The following is a 16,320-nucleotide window of genomic DNA, read 5'->3' as shown; positions in this document are numbered from 1 at the left end:
CTTATGTCTCAGCAACCCGCTCGAACCGAAGAACAATACTATTGGGATAAATGGATAACCAACCGTGACACACATGCGGGTGATCTGTTAGTGAAAAAATATATGCCCTTAGTGTCCTATCATGTTCAGCGCATTTCAGTCGGACTGCCGAAGAACGTCTCGAGAGAAGATATTAAAAGTCTTGGGTTGATGGGATTGCTCGACGCCCTTCAAAAATTCGATCCTTCAAGAGATTTGAAATTTGATACATATGCTTCTTTTCGGGTAAGGGGGGCCATTCTTGACGGCTTAAGGAAAGAGGATTGGCTCCCGAGGTCGACCAGGGATAAAGCAAAAAGAATCGAAGCGAAAATTGTTGAACTTGAACAAAGACATCTTAGGCATGTTACTGCAGAAGAAGTTGCTCATGAATTGGAGATGTCGGCAGAGGATGTTTATCAAACAACAAATGAACACTTCTTTGCAAATGTCCTTTCCATGGATGATCAACTTACAGATGATGATCATGACACTCAAACTTATTCGTTAAAGGATGATAAAACAATCTCTCCCGAAGAGGAAGTTTTAAAGGGTGAGAGGATGATTGAATTGGAACAAACGATCTGTAAGCTCTCAGAAAAGGAACAGCTGGTGTTAAGTTTATTCTATAAAGAAGAATTAACCCTTACAGAAATCGGGGAAATCATGAAGCTTTCCACCTCCAGGATTTCACAAATACATTCGAAAGCCATTTTTAAATTGCGTAATCTGCTTAGCTCTTAACCTTTTCGGAATGAGGTATGAAATATGAGTTTAAAGGCAATTGAAATGCAAGTCGCTCTCCCGAGAACTTTCGAGGCGGCAAAACAGGCTGATCAGCATAATGTTCACAATCATTTGGCTCAGAGCGCCGCAAGTATTGAATTGGAGAAAGAACTGAGAAAGAAAAGACATACAGCAACCGAAATTGAACACAAAGGAGAAGCTGGTCTCCACAGGGAAAAACACCAGGGGAACGATCATTTTGAAACCAAACAGCGCTCTGATTCAACAGCAGTTGAAATAAAGGTTCGTTCCCATCCTTATAAGGGAAAAAAGATTGATTACTCAGGCTAAGTACATAACAGCAATAAGACTGTTCCATTATGTATACTTAAGAGGGCGGTCTTTTTTACTGTACGCAATAAAATTCAAATAATCAGGTGATATAATGACCACATTTTTATTCATCATTTCTTTTCTGCTCAATATCATTTCCCTGCTTGCCATCATTATCCTTTATACAAGACAGAACAGATTTATCGATTTAGAAAAGCGGCAAGGGAAGATGCTTCAAGAAATGGAAGAGACAATATCAACCTATCTAATTGAAATGAAGGAGGAAAACGACGCTTTTATTTCCAGCTTGCATAAAAGTAAAGATGAACATTCAGCTTCACAAAGTAAAACAGTGATACAACAAAAGTCTGATTCAAAGCATAAGGTTGAAGAACCGGGTTCACCTGCCAATAAGCGTCTTAATGCTTATAAAGCGTATAATAAGCCGGCCGCATCAATCCAAGGGAATGAAGATGAGGGAGGATGGTCCCCGCTTGTTCCGGATGAAAGCAGTGCAAATGAGGAAAAATCATTGGTGAACAAAGTGATCACTCTGCAGCAAAAAGGGCTTTCGATTGATGAAATAGCTAAAAGCATGGGAAAAGGAAAAACAGAAATTGAACTTCTATTAAAATTTAATCAAAAATCATAAGAAGTTCTTGCTTGGGCAAAAGAGGTATGCTATAGTATTCATGGTGTGATTACACACGTTTCTCGATTGAGTGGATGGTGCTATTCACAAGAATAGTTTCTGCTGCAAGATGACAGAAACGGAGGAGAAAAATTAAAACCATTAGGAGGAAACACACATGTCAGTAATTTCTATGAAACAATTACTAGAAGCTGGTGTACATTTCGGACACCAAACTCGCCGTTGGAACCCAAAAATGAAGAGGTACATCTTCACTGAGCGTAACGGCATCTACATCATCGACCTTCAAAAAACTGTTAAGAAGGTAGAAGAAGCTTATAACTTCGTAAAAGAATTAGCTGGTAACGGTGGTAAAGTTCTTTTCGTTGGTACTAAAAAGCAAGCACAAGAATCTGTTAAAGATGAAGCAGAACGTGCAGGCATGTACTACATCAACCAACGTTGGTTAGGTGGTACGCTTACAAACTTCGAAACAATCCAAAAGCGTATTTCACGTCTTAAGCAAATCGAAAAGATGGAAGAAGACGGAACATTCGAAGTGCTTCCAAAGAAAGAAGTAGTTCAACTTAAGAAAGAACATGAACGCTTAGTTAAATTCCTAGGCGGAATTAAAGATATGAATACACTGCCAGATGCATTATTCATCATCGACCCTCGTAAAGAGCGTATTGCTGTAGCTGAAGCTCGCAAATTAAATATCCCTATCGTGGGTATTGTCGATACGAACTGTGATCCGGATGAAATCGATGTTGTCATTCCTGCGAATGACGATGCGATCCGTGCAGTTAAGCTTCTTACAGGTAAAATGGCAGATGCCATCTTAGAAGCTAAGCAAGGTGAAGAAGCAGCTGTAGCAGCTGAGTAATTTTAAGAAGGTGATAAGAGGGACTTACCCTTATCACCTTTTTTTAAAGAGTATGCCCAACTGATGTCTCTTATTCAAGGGGTATCGTTCAATGACTAATCATCTTCAATAACTGTAGAATGAACATGTATTATATCGTTTATACTGACTACTGACTGCTTGCTGAAATGATTTTAGTCTACATAGTTAAACTAAGGAGGAAACCCACTATGGCAATTACTGCACAAATGGTTAAAGAACTTCGTGAAAAAACTGGCGCTGGAATGATGGACTGTAAAAAAGCATTAACAGAAACTGACGGAGATATGGACAAAGCAATTGACTTCCTTCGTGAAAAAGGGATCGCGAAAGCAGCTAAAAAAGCTGACCGCATCGCTGCAGAAGGTACAACTTTCATTACAAGTGAAGGAAGCACTGCTATTATCCTTGAAGTAAACGCAGAAACTGACTTCGTTGCGAAAAACGAAAACTTCCAAAACCTCGTTAAGGAACTTGCAGATCACTTACTAGCTACAAAACCAGCTTCTGTAGAAGAAGCTATGGATCAAAAAATGGCTAACGGTTCTTCTGTTACTGAATTCATTAACACAGCTATCGCTAAGATCGGTGAGAAAATCACTTTACGCCGATTTGAGATCCGCACAAAAGGTGATAACGCAGCATTTGGTGAGTACCTGCACATGGGCGGCCGGATCGGTGTTCTTACTGTGGTTGAAGGTACAACTGATGCAAGTGTAGCGAAAGACGTTGCTATGCACGCTGCAGCTTTAAATCCTAAGTATGTTTCACGCGACCAAGTTTCTGCTGAAGAAGTAGAACGTGAGCGTGAAGTCCTTAAACAACAAGCCCTTAACGAAGGCAAGCCTGAAAATATCGTTGAAAAAATGGTGGAAGGCCGCCTTGGAAAATATTTTGAAGATATCTGTATCCTTGATCAAACGTTCGTTAAGAACCCTGACCAAAAGGTACGTCAATACCTTGAGTCCAACAAAGCTACTTTAACTGACTTCATCCGTTACGAAGTAGGAGAAGGTCTTGAAAAGCGTCAAGATAACTTCGCTGAAGAAGTAATGAGCCAAGTTAAGAAGTAATCGGATTAAGGAAGTTAAACATTTCTTAAGTAGGGAACACCTAGCGTGTTCCCTATTTTTCAAGAAAAATTCTACTACATATGGAGGTTCCCATGAGCGTTCCTAAATACAAACGTGTCGTTCTTAAACTGAGTGGAGAAGCTTTAGCAGGAAATGACGGTTTCGGTATCAACCCTTCAGTGATAAAAAACGTGGCAGAAGAAGTAAAAGAAATCGCAGAGCTTGGTGTGGAAATAGCCGTTGTCGTTGGCGGAGGTAACATCTGGCGTGGTAAAATAGGTAGTGAAATGGGAATGGATCGTGCATCAGCGGACTATATGGGGATGCTTGCGACCGTTATGAATTCCCTTGCGCTGCAGGACAGCCTGGAGCAAATCGGGATTGAGACAAGAGTTCAGACATCGATTGATATGCGTCAAGTTGCAGAACCTTACATCAGACGAAGAGCAATTCGTCATCTTGAGAAAAAACGGGTTGTTATTTTTGCTGCAGGTACGGGGAATCCATACTTCTCCACTGATACTACTGCAGCCCTGCGTGCAGCGGAAATAGAGGCTGAAGTAATCCTGATGGCGAAAAACAATGTAGACGGGGTTTATTCTGCAGATCCTAAAAAGGACGAAACGGCAGTTAAGTACAAAGAACTGTCTTACCTGGATGTCCTGAAGGAAGGTCTGGCTGTTATGGATTCTACTGCTTCATCACTATGTATGGACAATGATATTCCGCTTATTGTATTCTCAATAATGGAAGATGGTAATATTAAACGAGCCATTACAGGTGAAAATATCGGTACAATAGTTAGGGGGAAAGCATAATGCCAAATACGATTATTGCAAATGCCAATGAAAGAATGACGAAAGCCATCCAAACTTTTTCGCGTGAATTGGCAAGCATACGTGCGGGAAGAGCCAACGCTTCTTTACTAGATAAGATCACGGTAGATTATTATGGTGCTCCGACACCGGTGAATCAACTGGCGGGTATTTCGATACCAGAAGCGAGAATGCTTGTTATTCAGCCTTATGACAAATCTGCTTTAGGTGATATCGAGAAAGCAATTCTAAAGTCAGACTTGGGAATTACACCGACAAGTGACGGTAATATCCTTCGCATTGTTATCCCTGCTTTAACAGAAGAGCGCCGTAAAGAACTTGTTAAGCTAGTGAAGAAAGAAGCGGAAGATGCGAAAGTTGCCATTCGGAACATCCGACGTGATGCTAATGACGATTTAAAGAAGAAGGAGAAAAATGGAGATATCACTGAAGATGATCTTCGCGGATTCTCTGACGATGTACAAAAAGCTACAGATGAGAGCATCGCAAAAATCGACAGCATTACAAAGGATAAAGAAAAAGAAATCTTAGACGTATAATTCAACTATATGAATTTAAGGGGCTGGCCTATAAGTGAACTCATATTCCTTATGGGACAGCCCCTTTTTCTAATAAATAACATCAATTTTTCTATTAATATTAAAGAAATGTTCGATTAACGTGCAGCATAACTACAAATACATATATCGTTCCTTTACTAACCGGTATGGTTAATAACCGGTTCCAGCTGTTGATTGGAGTGCAAGACGAAGACTCCTGCGGGAAAAGCGAGTTAGGTGAGACCCCGCAGGAGCTTTAGCGACAGGAGGCTCACCAACCGCCCGCGGAAAGCGAAGTCTTGCACGGAAATCAACAGCGGATTTCAAAAGCGATTTTTTATAAAACTTAACCCTTTAACACTAGTGAAGAAAGAAACATAAAGGATTTTGTTAAAGATATCTTCCTTGTTTTTTGATATGATAGTAAAGGTAAATATTTTTTGGATTGTTGGTGGAGGAAATCTTATGCTAAACAAGCTTAAACAATGGAAACGACAACAAAATAATGAAAATGTTGATGAACGCTTCCAGGAATTATTAAAGCATCCCATTCCTGGCCATATTGCTATTATCATGGATGGTAATGGCCGCTGGGCACAGAAAAGAGCTCTTCCTAGAGTAGCCGGGCACCACGAAGGGATGAAATGTGTTCGCAGAATAACCAAACTGGCTAATGAGTTAGGTATAGAAGCTTTAACTTTATACGCATTTTCAACTGAAAACTGGAAACGACCGAAGATGGAAGTGGAATTTTTAATGAAGCTGCCTGAAGAGTTTCTCGGTACTTTCCTTCCTGAATTGATAGAGGAAAATGTTCAGGTGAAGATGATGGGGGCGAAAGAAGCCATTCCGCCACATACATTGAAGGCGGTAAACAAGGCAATTGAAGCGACGAAGGAGAACGATGGACTTATCTTGAATTTCGCCTTGAACTATGGGAGCCGTGCAGAAATACTGGATTCCATCAAACATGTCTTAAAAGACGTTCAAAATGGTATACTAGATGAAAAACAATTAAACGAGGAAGTATTTTCTAATTATTTGATGACAAAAGAATTGAAAGATCCAGATCTGCTGATCCGTACCAGCGGTGAGATTCGATTGAGCAATTTTATGCTTTGGCAGTTAGCTTATACTGAATTCTGGTTTACAGATTGTTTATGGCCGGATTTCGGTAAAGAACAATTAATTGAAGCAATTGAAGCATATCAAGGTCGTTCAAGAAGATTCGGCGGGTTACAAAGTGAGGAATCATAATGAAACAAAGAATCATTACTGCAATTGTTGCAGCGGCAGTTTTTTTACCTATCATCCTTTATGGTAAATCTCCTTTTATCATATTAATGTACCTGATCGCTTCAGTGAGCCTTTATGAAGCACTGAAGATGAGAGGACACAAAATCTATTCCATACCAGGATTACTATCTTTGGCAATTCTGTGGGTGTTCTTGATACCTGAAATTTACATAGGGGTTATTCACTATCTTGGTTATTCAAAGATCGAACTTTCGTTTTTTGCCGTTTTAATTTTTTTAACCTATACGGTCATAACGAAGAATCGCTTTACATTTGACGATGTAGGATATTCATTATTGAGCATACTGTATGTTGGTATTGGCTATTACTACTTTATGGAAATCCGTTTAGAAGAGGGCGTTCAGTTTGTATTTTATGCTCTGTTCATTATCTGGGCGACAGATTCAGGGGCTTACTTTATTGGTAAAGCAATTGGAAAGAAAAAGCTTTGGCCGCATATCAGTCCAAATAAAACGGTTGAAGGATTTCTGGGCGGCGTGGTTTGTGCCGTCATCGTAGGAGTGATCATGACGTTCTTCAGCGACCTGGAAATGTCCATTCCTAAGCTTATTGTTGTAACAGCAATACTATCTATATTTGGTCAAATGGGTGATTTGGTAGAGTCGGCTTTAAAACGTCATTATAAAGTTAAAGATTCAGGTCATTTATTACCCGGACATGGAGGTATGCTGGATCGGTTTGACAGTCTTTTATTTGTTTTACCCCTTCTTTATTTCCTTTTATAAAAGAACTGAGAAGGGCTGCGGGAGGAGTGTAAGTTTTGAAGAAAATTAGTTTAATGGGAGCTACCGGTTCAATTGGAACCCAGACTCTCGATGTAATTAGAGAACATCCTGACGAGTTTAATCTGACGGCTTTATCAGTTGGCAAGAATATAGATGGCGCAAGAAAGATGATCGCTGAATTCAATCCTTCCCTTGTCTCTGTTCAACGGGAAGAGGATGCAGAGATCCTTAAAAAGGACGTACCTTTGAGTGTGAAGGTTCTATACGGTGAAGAAGGATTAGTACAAGTAGCCTGTCATCAGGATGCAGATATCCTGGTGAATGCTGTGCTTGGAAGTGTGGGCCTTTATCCAACAATGCAGGCCATTGAAGCGGGAAAAACAATAGCGATCGCCAATAAAGAAACGCTTGTGACTGCCGGTCATCTTGTAATGGAGGCAGCAAGAAAAAAAGGTGTAGCATTATTACCTGTCGACAGTGAGCATTCTGCCATTTTTCAAGCACTTCAAGGGGAGCAAGAAAAGAATATCGAAAAGCTGGTCATTACTGCTTCAGGGGGAAGTTTCAGAGACCGCACAAGAGATGAACTTGTTGGGGTGACGGTAAAAGAAGCACTCAATCATCCCAACTGGTCAATGGGGGCCAAAATTACGATTGATTCAGCATCTATGATGAATAAAGGGCTTGAAGTAATAGAGGCACATTGGTTATTCGATATACCTTATGATAAAATTGATGTTTTGCAGCACAGGGAGAGCATTATTCATTCAATGATCCAATTCCATGACACTTCCGTAATGGCCCAGCTTGGTACACCGGATATGCGTGTACCCATTCAATATGCACTGACCTACCCTGACCGATTGGATCGGCCGGGTGGAAAGCGATTGGACTTAGCTGAGATAGGTCGGCTGCATTTTGAAAAAATGGATTTTGAGCGATTCAGGTGTCTTGGTTTTGCTTATGAAGCAGGACGCACAGGGGGCAGCATGACAACAGTGCTAAATGCAGCCAATGAAGCTGCGGTAGCATTATTCCTGGACAATAAAATATCATTCCTGGGAATAGAAGAGTTGATAGAGAGAGCATTGAATGAACATGAAGTGATCCGGAAACCTGATCTCGAGACGATTCGCGAGATCGATAGAAGAACTCGATTAACCGTTTCCCAGTGGATTTAAATAGCAGGCTCGTGCATGATTGCATGTACATCGACGTAGTATTATATGAGACATGTTTTTTTCACAATGCTTGTACTTATCAGGCCTGAGAATACCAGGTTATTAAAAGGTGGTTTTTTATTTGCAGACAGTAATTGCCTTTATCGTTATTTTTGGCGCTTTAGTATTTTTTCATGAACTTGGCCACTTAATATTCGCTAAGCGTGCCGGGATATTATGCCGTGAATTTGCGATTGGCTTCGGTCCTAAAGTATTTTCTTTCAAGAAAAACGAGACGACTTACACCATAAGACTCCTGCCTTTGGGAGGGTTCGTCCGGATGGCCGGGGAAGACCCGGAAATGGTAGAACTGAAGGCTGGACATAGAATAGGTCTTGTATTGGACCGGGATGAGAAGATAAAGAAAATAGTCCTGAACAATAAGGACCGCTATCCGAATATCCGCGTAATTGAAGTAGAAGATGCAGATTTAGAGCACCGTCTTTATATCCGGGGATATGAAGAGGATGACGAAGAAGTAATCAAAAAGTATGAAATTTCACGTGACGCAGTGTTTGTTGAAGATGGTGTGGAAACACAAATAGCACCGTGGGATCGCCAATTTGCTTCGAAGTCCCTTCCTAAACGTGCCATGGCCATCTTTGCCGGTCCGCTTTTCAACTTTATTCTGGCATTCTTTATCTTTTTACTAGTTGGACTACTGCAAGGTGTTCCTACTAACGATGCTGTACTTGGAAACTTGACTGAGGACGGTGCAGCCAGGGAAGCTGGTCTCAAAAAGAATGATGTTGTTCAAAGTATTGATGGGAAAGAAATCTCCACTTGGGAAGACATCGTAACCGTTATTCAGAAACATCCGGGTGATGAACTTAAGTTCACTGTTGAGCGCGGGGGCACCACACAGGAAATTTCAGTTACACCAAAACCTCAGGAAGTAGAAGGCAAGGAAATCGGAATCATAGGGGTTCACAGCCCGGTTGAAAAGTCTCCATTGAAGGTGGTGACCAACAGCGCTGAGCAAACGTATGAATGGACAAAGATGATATTTGTACTTCTAGGTAAACTTGTATCAGGGGAGTTCTCGATTGACGCGCTGTCAGGTCCTGTAGGGATTTACCAGTCTACAGATGTAGTAGCCAAATCCGGGATCTTTTATTTGATGAGATGGGCAGCCATTTTGAGTATCAATTTAGGGATTATGAATTTACTTCCAATACCTGCTCTTGATGGGGGAAGACTTCTTTTCTTCGCTATAGAAGCAGTGCGCGGAAAGCCCGTCGACCGCCAAATGGAGGGAATGGTCCACTTTGTTGGATTTGCTCTCTTGATGGTGCTGATGCTGGTCGTGACGTGGAACGATATTCAACGATTCTTTTTATAAGATATACTTTCTTTTAAAAGGATATAGAAGGATTTTCAGGCAGTTTCTACCTCATCCAACTAAAACTGAGGGTAGAACTGCCTGTTCATTTACGCTAAAATAGAGAGGAGAATGGAGAGTGTTTCTCCGTTCTTTTCTTAATTGTCTAGCTCCGGCGCCTAGCCCCTGGAGCCATTACGGCCGCCCAATGAAGTCAAAGAGCAACTTCACCGGACGGTCCTCCAACGCTTGTCGGGGCAAAACAAGCGCTTACGCTTTTTTTATGATTTACATATTATTTAAACTAACTATTATCTGGTAACTGAGGTGCTAATAAATGAAGCAACGTAATACTTTGATTCCTACCCTTAGAGAAACACCGGCAGACGCGGAAATCAAGAGCCATCAGCTTTTACTGCGTGCCGGGTATATTAGGCAAAATGCAAGCGGGATCTACAGCTTTCTCCCTTTAGGGAAAAAGGTCTTGAAAAAAGTAGAGGAGATAGTGCGGGAAGAATTGGATGCGGCCGGTGCGGCTGAACTGTTGATGCCTGCCCTCCAGCCGTCGGAATTGTGGAAAGAATCAGGCAGATGGGGCACATACGGTCCTGAGCTAATGCGCATGAACGATCGCCATGAACGTGAATTTGCACTCGGTGCCACTCATGAAGAGATGATCACAAGTATAGTGAGAGATGAAATTAAGTCTTATAAAAGACTTCCGCTCACTCTATATCAAATCCAAACGAAGTACCGTGATGAAAAACGACCTCGCTTTGGTTTGCTGCGAGGCAGGGAATTTGTGATGAAAGATGCGTACTCTTTCCATGCTTCATCAGAAAGTCTTGACGAGACTTATGAACAAATATTTCAAGCATATACGAATATCTTCACGCGCTGCGGCCTGAATTTCAGGGCAGTAATTGCCGATTCCGGAGCGATGGGCGGAAAGGATACCCATGAATTCATGGTTCTATCTGAAGTGGGTGAAGATACAATCGCCTATTCCGATCAGTCCGCATATGCAGCAAACATCGAGATGGCAGAGGTGCTGGATTCATACTCACTATCAGATGAAGAAATGAAAGAAGTGGAAAAAACATCTACTCCTGGTATCAAAATGATTGAAGAACTCGCTTCTTTCCTTGCTTTCGGTAAAGAGAATTGTATCAAGTCATTACTGTTTAAAGTAGATGAAGAGTTTGTACTGGTTCTTTCCAGAGGTGACCATGAAATAAATGATATCAAAGTTAAGAATTTCTTAAACGCAAATACAGTCGAACTTGCATCTGCAGAGGAAACCAAAGAAATAATAGGGTGCGAGGTCGGTTCGATCGGTCCTTGTTCGGTAGATGAAAAGGTAAAGGTTATAGCTGATCAGGCTGTTAAATATATCCGTAATGGAGTAACTGGTGCGAACGAGGAAGGATACCACTTAATGAATGTGAACCCTGAACGGGACTTCCAAGTTTCCCAATACGGCGACTTGCGTTTCATTCAAGAGGGAGATCCGTCACCAGATGGCGAAGGAACGATCGTCTTTGCGAAAGGTATAGAAGTAGGTCATGTGTTTAAGCTTGGTACAAGATATTCTGATGCCATGAACAGTACGTATCTTGATGAAAATGGCCGTGCTCAGTCAATCATCATGGGCTGCTATGGTATCGGGGTTTCACGTACACTTGCAGCTGTGGCAGAGCAATTCAACGATGAAAATGGCCTCGTTTGGCCATCCAACTTATCTCCTTACGACTTGCACCTGATTCCGATCAATCTTAAGGACGAACAACAATCAGCTCTGGCTCATGAACTTTATGAAGAGCTTAAAAAGAATCGCTATGATGTACTTATGGATGATCGTGCTGAACGTCCCGGGGTTAAGTTCGCTGATTCTGATTTGATTGGCCTTCCGGTACGAGTAACAGTCGGGAAAAAGGCATCTGAAGGCATCGTGGAAGTAAAAGTAAGAAAAACAGGTGAAATGCTTGAAGTCCACAAAGATGAACTTCAGTCCACATTGACCCGTTTATTTGAAACACTTTCTTAATAAAAAAGGGCTGATCCTTTAGGGAAGCAATGATCCTTATCTGACAGCCCTTTTCTTTCGTTTATTGCTAATAATGCGCGAAACATTATTTTGTAAGATATACTTTTCTAACTTAAATTATGTTTAACCGGTTCCAGCTGTTGATTGGAGTGCAAGACGAAGACTCCTGCGGGGAGAGTAGCTAATGTGAGACCCCGCAGGGAGTAACGACCGAGGAGGCTCACGGGCTACCCGCGGAAAGCGAAGTCTTGCACGGAAATCAACAGCGGATTTTAATAGAAAAAATAAATAGAAATGGGGGAAGAGACGAATGGAAGAAAAGCCCCTCGGCAAAAAAGAGAGATTTCAACTGTTATTGAAGCAATTAGGACTGACGGAAGATGCGTTTGTTAAGTATTTTAACAATGCAGAAATTGAAAAACTCTCCGTCTATCGGAGTGAGAAAAAATGGCACTTCTATTTTACGTTAGAAGAAATGATCCCTTGCAGCGTTTGGAGCCGTTTTTCCTTGGCCCTTCAAACATCCTTCAAGCATATAGCCAATGTAAGCTTCAGTCTTAAAGTTCTTAATATGAATGTTACTGAACATTCGATACTCGATTATTGGAGTGAATGTGTGAAAGAAATTCAGGGGATTTCTCCTCCCCTGTTAAAACTTCTGAATAACCAAAAGCCTGAAGTGATAGGGAACAAAATTATTGTTAAAGCTTCGAACGATACCGAAGCGACACAATTAAAGCGTAAATATGGGGAAATCATTTCTTCTGCATTTGAAAATTTTGGTTTCCCTAAATTGGTTTTCGATGCAGTAGTAGCCCAAATTGAAGAACAAAATAATGATTACGAGAAATTCCTGGAAGAAAAGTTGAAAGAAGATCAAGAAAGGGCAAAACAGGCTCTCATCGAAATGGAAAAGGCGGAAAAAGAGGAAGCATCTGATGCTCCAAGCGGACCATTCATGCTTGGCCTTACCATTAAAGACGATGCTGATTTCAGAAAGATTGAAGAGATTTACGATGAAGAGAGACGTATTGCAATTGAAGGCTATGTATTCGATTGTGAGACGCGGGAACTGAGAAGCGGCAGAACTCTACTAACCTTTAAAGTGACAGATTATACCAGCTCGATCCTCGTCAAGATGTTCTCTAGAGATAAAGAAGATGCTGCTATTATGAATAACATGAAAAAAGGAATGTGGGTCCGCTGCCGGGGGAGTATTCAGAACGATACCTTTGTCAGGGATCTAGTCATGATTGCCAATGATGTAAATGAAATTAAGCCTGTCCTTCGACTTGACACGGCACCTGCCGAAGAGAAAAGAGTGGAACTCCATATGCATTCCCCCATGAGTCAAATGGATGCAGTAAGTTCGGTCGCAAGTATTGTCGCCCAGGCTAAGAAATGGGGACATAAAGCAATAGCGATTACGGATCATGCAGTCGCTCAATCTTTCCCTGAAGCCTATAACGCCAGTAAGAAGAATGATATAAAGGTTTTATATGGACTCGAAGCCAATCTGGTAGATGATGGCGTGCCTATCGGTTACAACGAAACCGACCGGCCGTTGGAAGATGCTGTTTATGTGGTCTTCGATGTAGAAACCACAGGGCTATCGGCAGTTTATGATACCATCATCGAGCTTGCAGCCGTAAAGATAAAAGATGGAGAAGTCATTGACCGTTTTGAATCTTTTGCAAATCCGCACCATCCGTTGTCTGCCACTACAATCGATCTAACCGGCATTACGGATGATATGGTTCAGAATGCTCCTGAAATAAATGATGTTCTTCACGATTACCACAAATGGGTGGGGGATGACATATTAGTCGCTCACAATGCCTCCTTTGACATGGGATTCCTGAATGCGGGAAATCAAAAGGCAGGTCTTCCTAAAGCTGCTAATCCAGTAATCGATACATTAGAACTTGCGAGATTATTATATCCGCAGTTTAAAAATCATCGGTTGAACACGCTGGCAAAGAAATTCGATGTGGAATTAACCCAGCATCACCGGGCGATCTACGATGCAGAAGCTACCGGATATCTTCTGCTTAAGATGCTGAAAGATGCGTTCGAAAAAGGTATAACCAATCATAATCAATTAAATGATTATATGGGAAAAGGGGATGCTTATAAACGTTCAAGACCTTATCACTGTACATTGATTGCTCAAAACGAGGAAGGTCTTAAGAATTTATATAAATTGGTATCCATTTCACATATGCATTACTTCTACAGGGTCCCGAGAATACCCCGTTCCCAGCTGCAGAAGTATCGAAGCGGTATTTTGGTGGGATCAGGCTGTGATAAAGGCGAAGTCTTTGAAGGGATGATGCAAAAAGGGAAAGCCGAAGTGGAAGAGACTGCTCATTTTTATGATTATTTAGAGGTTCATCCTAAAGAGGTCTATCAGCACTTGATCGAGCTTGATCTAGTACAAAGCCAGAAGAACCTAGAAGACATCATCAAAAATATTGTTGAACTGGGGGACAAAATCAACAAGCCGGTGGTAGCTACTGGAAATGTCCACTATTTGAACGAAACGGACAAAATCTACAGGCAGATCCTTGTAGGTTCACAAGGCGGTGCAAATCCTTTAAACCGTCATACGCTCCCTGATGTACATTTCAGGACCACCAATGAAATGCTTGATTGCTTTTCCTTCTTAGGGAAGGATAAAGCGAAAGAAATTGTCGTGGAGAATTCCAATAAAATTGCAGATATGGTCGAAGTGATCAAACCGATCAAAGATGATTTATATACCCCTAAAATCGAAGGTGCAGATGAAGAAATGCGCCGAATGAGTTATGCAATGGCCAAAAGTATTTACGGAGAGAACCTGCCTGAGATTGTTGAGGCAAGATTGGAAAAGGAACTTAAGAGTATCATAGGGCACGGTTTTGCCGTAATCTATCTGATCTCACATAAACTCGTAAAAAAATCCCTTGATGATGGTTATCTGGTAGGTTCACGGGGCTCTGTCGGCTCATCCTTCGTTGCGACAATGACAGAAATAACCGAAGTGAATCCACTTCCGCCGCATTATGTATGTCCGGCATGTAAGAAATCGGAGTTCTTTGATGATGGATCTGTCGGTTCTGGCTTTGATCTCCCGAATAAAGACTGTCCTGATTGCGGACTCGCGTATAAAAAAGATGGACATGATATTCCATTCGAAACCTTCCTTGGATTTAAAGGGGATAAGGTTCCGGATATCGATTTGAACTTTTCAGGGGAATACCAGCCTAAGGCACATAATTACACGAAAGTGCTGTTCGGCGAAGACAATGTATACCGTGCAGGAACGATTGGTACGGTTGCAGAAAAAACAGCCTACGGCTATGTAAAGGGATACGCAAATGATCATGCACTCCAGATCAGGGGAGCGGAAATCGACAGGCTGGTCAGCGGATGTACAGGGGTCAAACGTACAACCGGGCAGCATCCAGGGGGAATCATCGTTGTTCCGGATTATATGGATATCTTTGATTTCTCCCCTATCCAATTTCCTGCAGATGACAAAAACTCAGAATGGAGAACGACACACTTTGACTTCCATTCGATTCATGACAATTTGTTAAAGTTGGATATCCTCGGCCATGATGATCCGACTGTTATCCGCATGCTGCAGGATTTATCGGGGATCGATCCAAAAACGATTCCGACTGATGATCCAGAAGTGATGAAGATTTTCAGCGGAACAGAATCATTGGGCGTTACCGAAGAACAAATAATGTGTAAAACAGGGACGCTGGGTATTCCAGAATTCGGTACTCGTTTTGTCCGTCAGATGCTTGAAGATACGAAGCCTACTACATTCTCGGAGCTTGTCCAAATTTCCGGACTTTCACATGGGACTGACGTGTGGCTGGGCAATGCACAGGAATTGATTCACAACAGTATATGTAACCTGAGTGAAGTAATCGGCTGTCGGGATGATATCATGGTTTATCTTATCTATCAGGGCCTAGAACCATCTCTGGCGTTTAAAATCATGGAATTTGTGCGTAAGGGGAAAGGTCTTCAGGACGAATGGGTAGAAGAGATGAAGAAAAACGGAGTACCTGATTGGTATATCGACTCCTGTCTAAAGATTAAGTACATGTTCCCTAAAGCCCACGCTGCTGCATATGTACTTATGGCTGTGAGAATCGCTTATTTCAAGGTTCATCATGCTCTCCTTTATTACGCTGCTTATTTTACAGTCAGGGCGGAAGACTTTGATATTGAAGCGATGGTGAGAGGATCTCAGGCTGTCCGAGCTAAGATCGAGGAGATAAACAGTAAGGGGCTGGATGCATCGCCAAAAGAAAAGAACACACTTACTGTGCTGGAACTGGCACTCGAGATGTGTGAGCGGGGCTACAAATTTCAAAAAGTAGACCTTTACCGTTCCCATGCTTCGGAGTTTATCATTGACGGTGATTCTTTAATCCCGCCGTTCAATTCAATCCCGGGACTGGGTACAAACGCGGCTATAAATATCGTCAAGTCACGCGGAGACGGAGAGTTCCTATCAAAAGAGGATCTTCAGCAAAGAGGGCGTGTATCCAAAACCATCATTGAGTATCTGGACAATCACGGATGTCTTGAAAGCTTGCCTGATAAAAACCAATTATCTCTCTTCTAG

General features: G+C 41.7%; 13 protein-coding genes. All 13 read left to right on the top strand.

Annotation, left to right across the window (positions count from 1 at the left end; all coding sequences use genetic code 11):
- Positions 1-3: 3 nt before the first annotated feature.
- Positions 4-762, top strand: coding sequence for a FliA/WhiG family RNA polymerase sigma factor (locus AAEO50_RS03325; protein ID WP_341980407.1), 759 nt, complete (start codon positions 4-6; stop codon positions 760-762).
- 24 nt (positions 763-786) lie between these two features.
- A complete protein-coding gene (locus AAEO50_RS03320; RefSeq protein ID WP_341980405.1) occupies positions 787-1,095 on the top strand; it encodes a hypothetical protein in 309 nt (102 codons plus the stop codon).
- 94 nt (positions 1,096-1,189) lie between these two features.
- Positions 1,190-1,729 (top strand): hypothetical protein, encoded by a 540-nt coding sequence (locus AAEO50_RS03315; protein WP_341980403.1) that lies wholly within the window; start codon positions 1,190-1,192, stop codon positions 1,727-1,729.
- Between the two features lie 157 nt (positions 1,730-1,886).
- Positions 1,887-2,594 (top strand): 30S ribosomal protein S2, encoded by a 708-nt coding sequence (gene rpsB, locus AAEO50_RS03310; protein WP_048004028.1) that lies wholly within the window; start codon positions 1,887-1,889, stop codon positions 2,592-2,594.
- 209 nt (positions 2,595-2,803) lie between these two features.
- Complete coding sequence (tsf, locus tag AAEO50_RS03305) at positions 2,804-3,685, top strand: translation elongation factor Ts (RefSeq protein WP_341980394.1); 882 nt, start codon at positions 2,804-2,806, stop codon at positions 3,683-3,685.
- A 92-nt stretch (positions 3,686-3,777) separates the two neighbouring features.
- Entirely contained in the window at positions 3,778-4,503 is a 726-nt protein-coding gene (gene pyrH, locus AAEO50_RS03300) for a UMP kinase (RefSeq protein ID WP_341980392.1), read from the top strand.
- On the top strand, positions 4,503-5,060 hold the full coding sequence (frr, locus tag AAEO50_RS03295; protein WP_341980390.1) for a ribosome recycling factor: 558 nt from the start codon (positions 4,503-4,505) through the stop codon (positions 5,058-5,060). Before pyrH ends, frr begins: the two co-directional genes overlap by 1 nt.
- 465 nt (positions 5,061-5,525) lie before the next feature.
- Positions 5,526-6,317, top strand: coding sequence for an isoprenyl transferase (locus tag AAEO50_RS03290; protein WP_341980529.1), 792 nt, complete (start codon positions 5,526-5,528; stop codon positions 6,315-6,317).
- Positions 6,317-7,102 carry a phosphatidate cytidylyltransferase gene (locus tag AAEO50_RS03285; RefSeq protein ID WP_341980388.1) on the top strand — a complete coding sequence of 262 codons (786 nt, stop codon included), beginning with the start codon at positions 6,317-6,319 and terminating at the stop codon, positions 7,100-7,102. The genes AAEO50_RS03290 and AAEO50_RS03285 overlap by 1 nt, the downstream gene beginning before the upstream one ends.
- Positions 7,103-7,137: 35 nt before the next feature.
- On the top strand, positions 7,138-8,283 hold the full coding sequence (gene dxr, locus AAEO50_RS03280; RefSeq protein WP_341980386.1) for a 1-deoxy-D-xylulose-5-phosphate reductoisomerase: 1,146 nt from the start codon (positions 7,138-7,140) through the stop codon (positions 8,281-8,283).
- 121 nt (positions 8,284-8,404) lie between these two features.
- Complete coding sequence (rseP, locus tag AAEO50_RS03275; protein ID WP_341980383.1) at positions 8,405-9,664, top strand: RIP metalloprotease RseP; 1,260 nt, start codon at positions 8,405-8,407, stop codon at positions 9,662-9,664.
- A 316-nt stretch (positions 9,665-9,980) separates the two neighbouring features.
- Positions 9,981-11,690, top strand: coding sequence for a proline--tRNA ligase (locus tag AAEO50_RS03270; RefSeq protein WP_341980381.1), 1,710 nt, complete (start codon positions 9,981-9,983; stop codon positions 11,688-11,690).
- A 310-nt stretch (positions 11,691-12,000) separates the two neighbouring features.
- Positions 12,001-16,320 carry a PolC-type DNA polymerase III gene (locus tag AAEO50_RS03265; RefSeq protein WP_341980379.1) on the top strand — a complete coding sequence of 1,440 codons (4,320 nt, stop codon included), beginning with the start codon at positions 12,001-12,003 and terminating at the stop codon, positions 16,318-16,320.

This window comes from Rossellomorea oryzaecorticis, assembly GCF_038405515.1.
GTDB lineage: Bacteria > Bacillota > Bacilli > Bacillales > Bacillaceae_B > Rossellomorea > Rossellomorea oryzaecorticis_A.
This window is presented reverse-complemented; position numbering and strand designations above follow the sequence as displayed.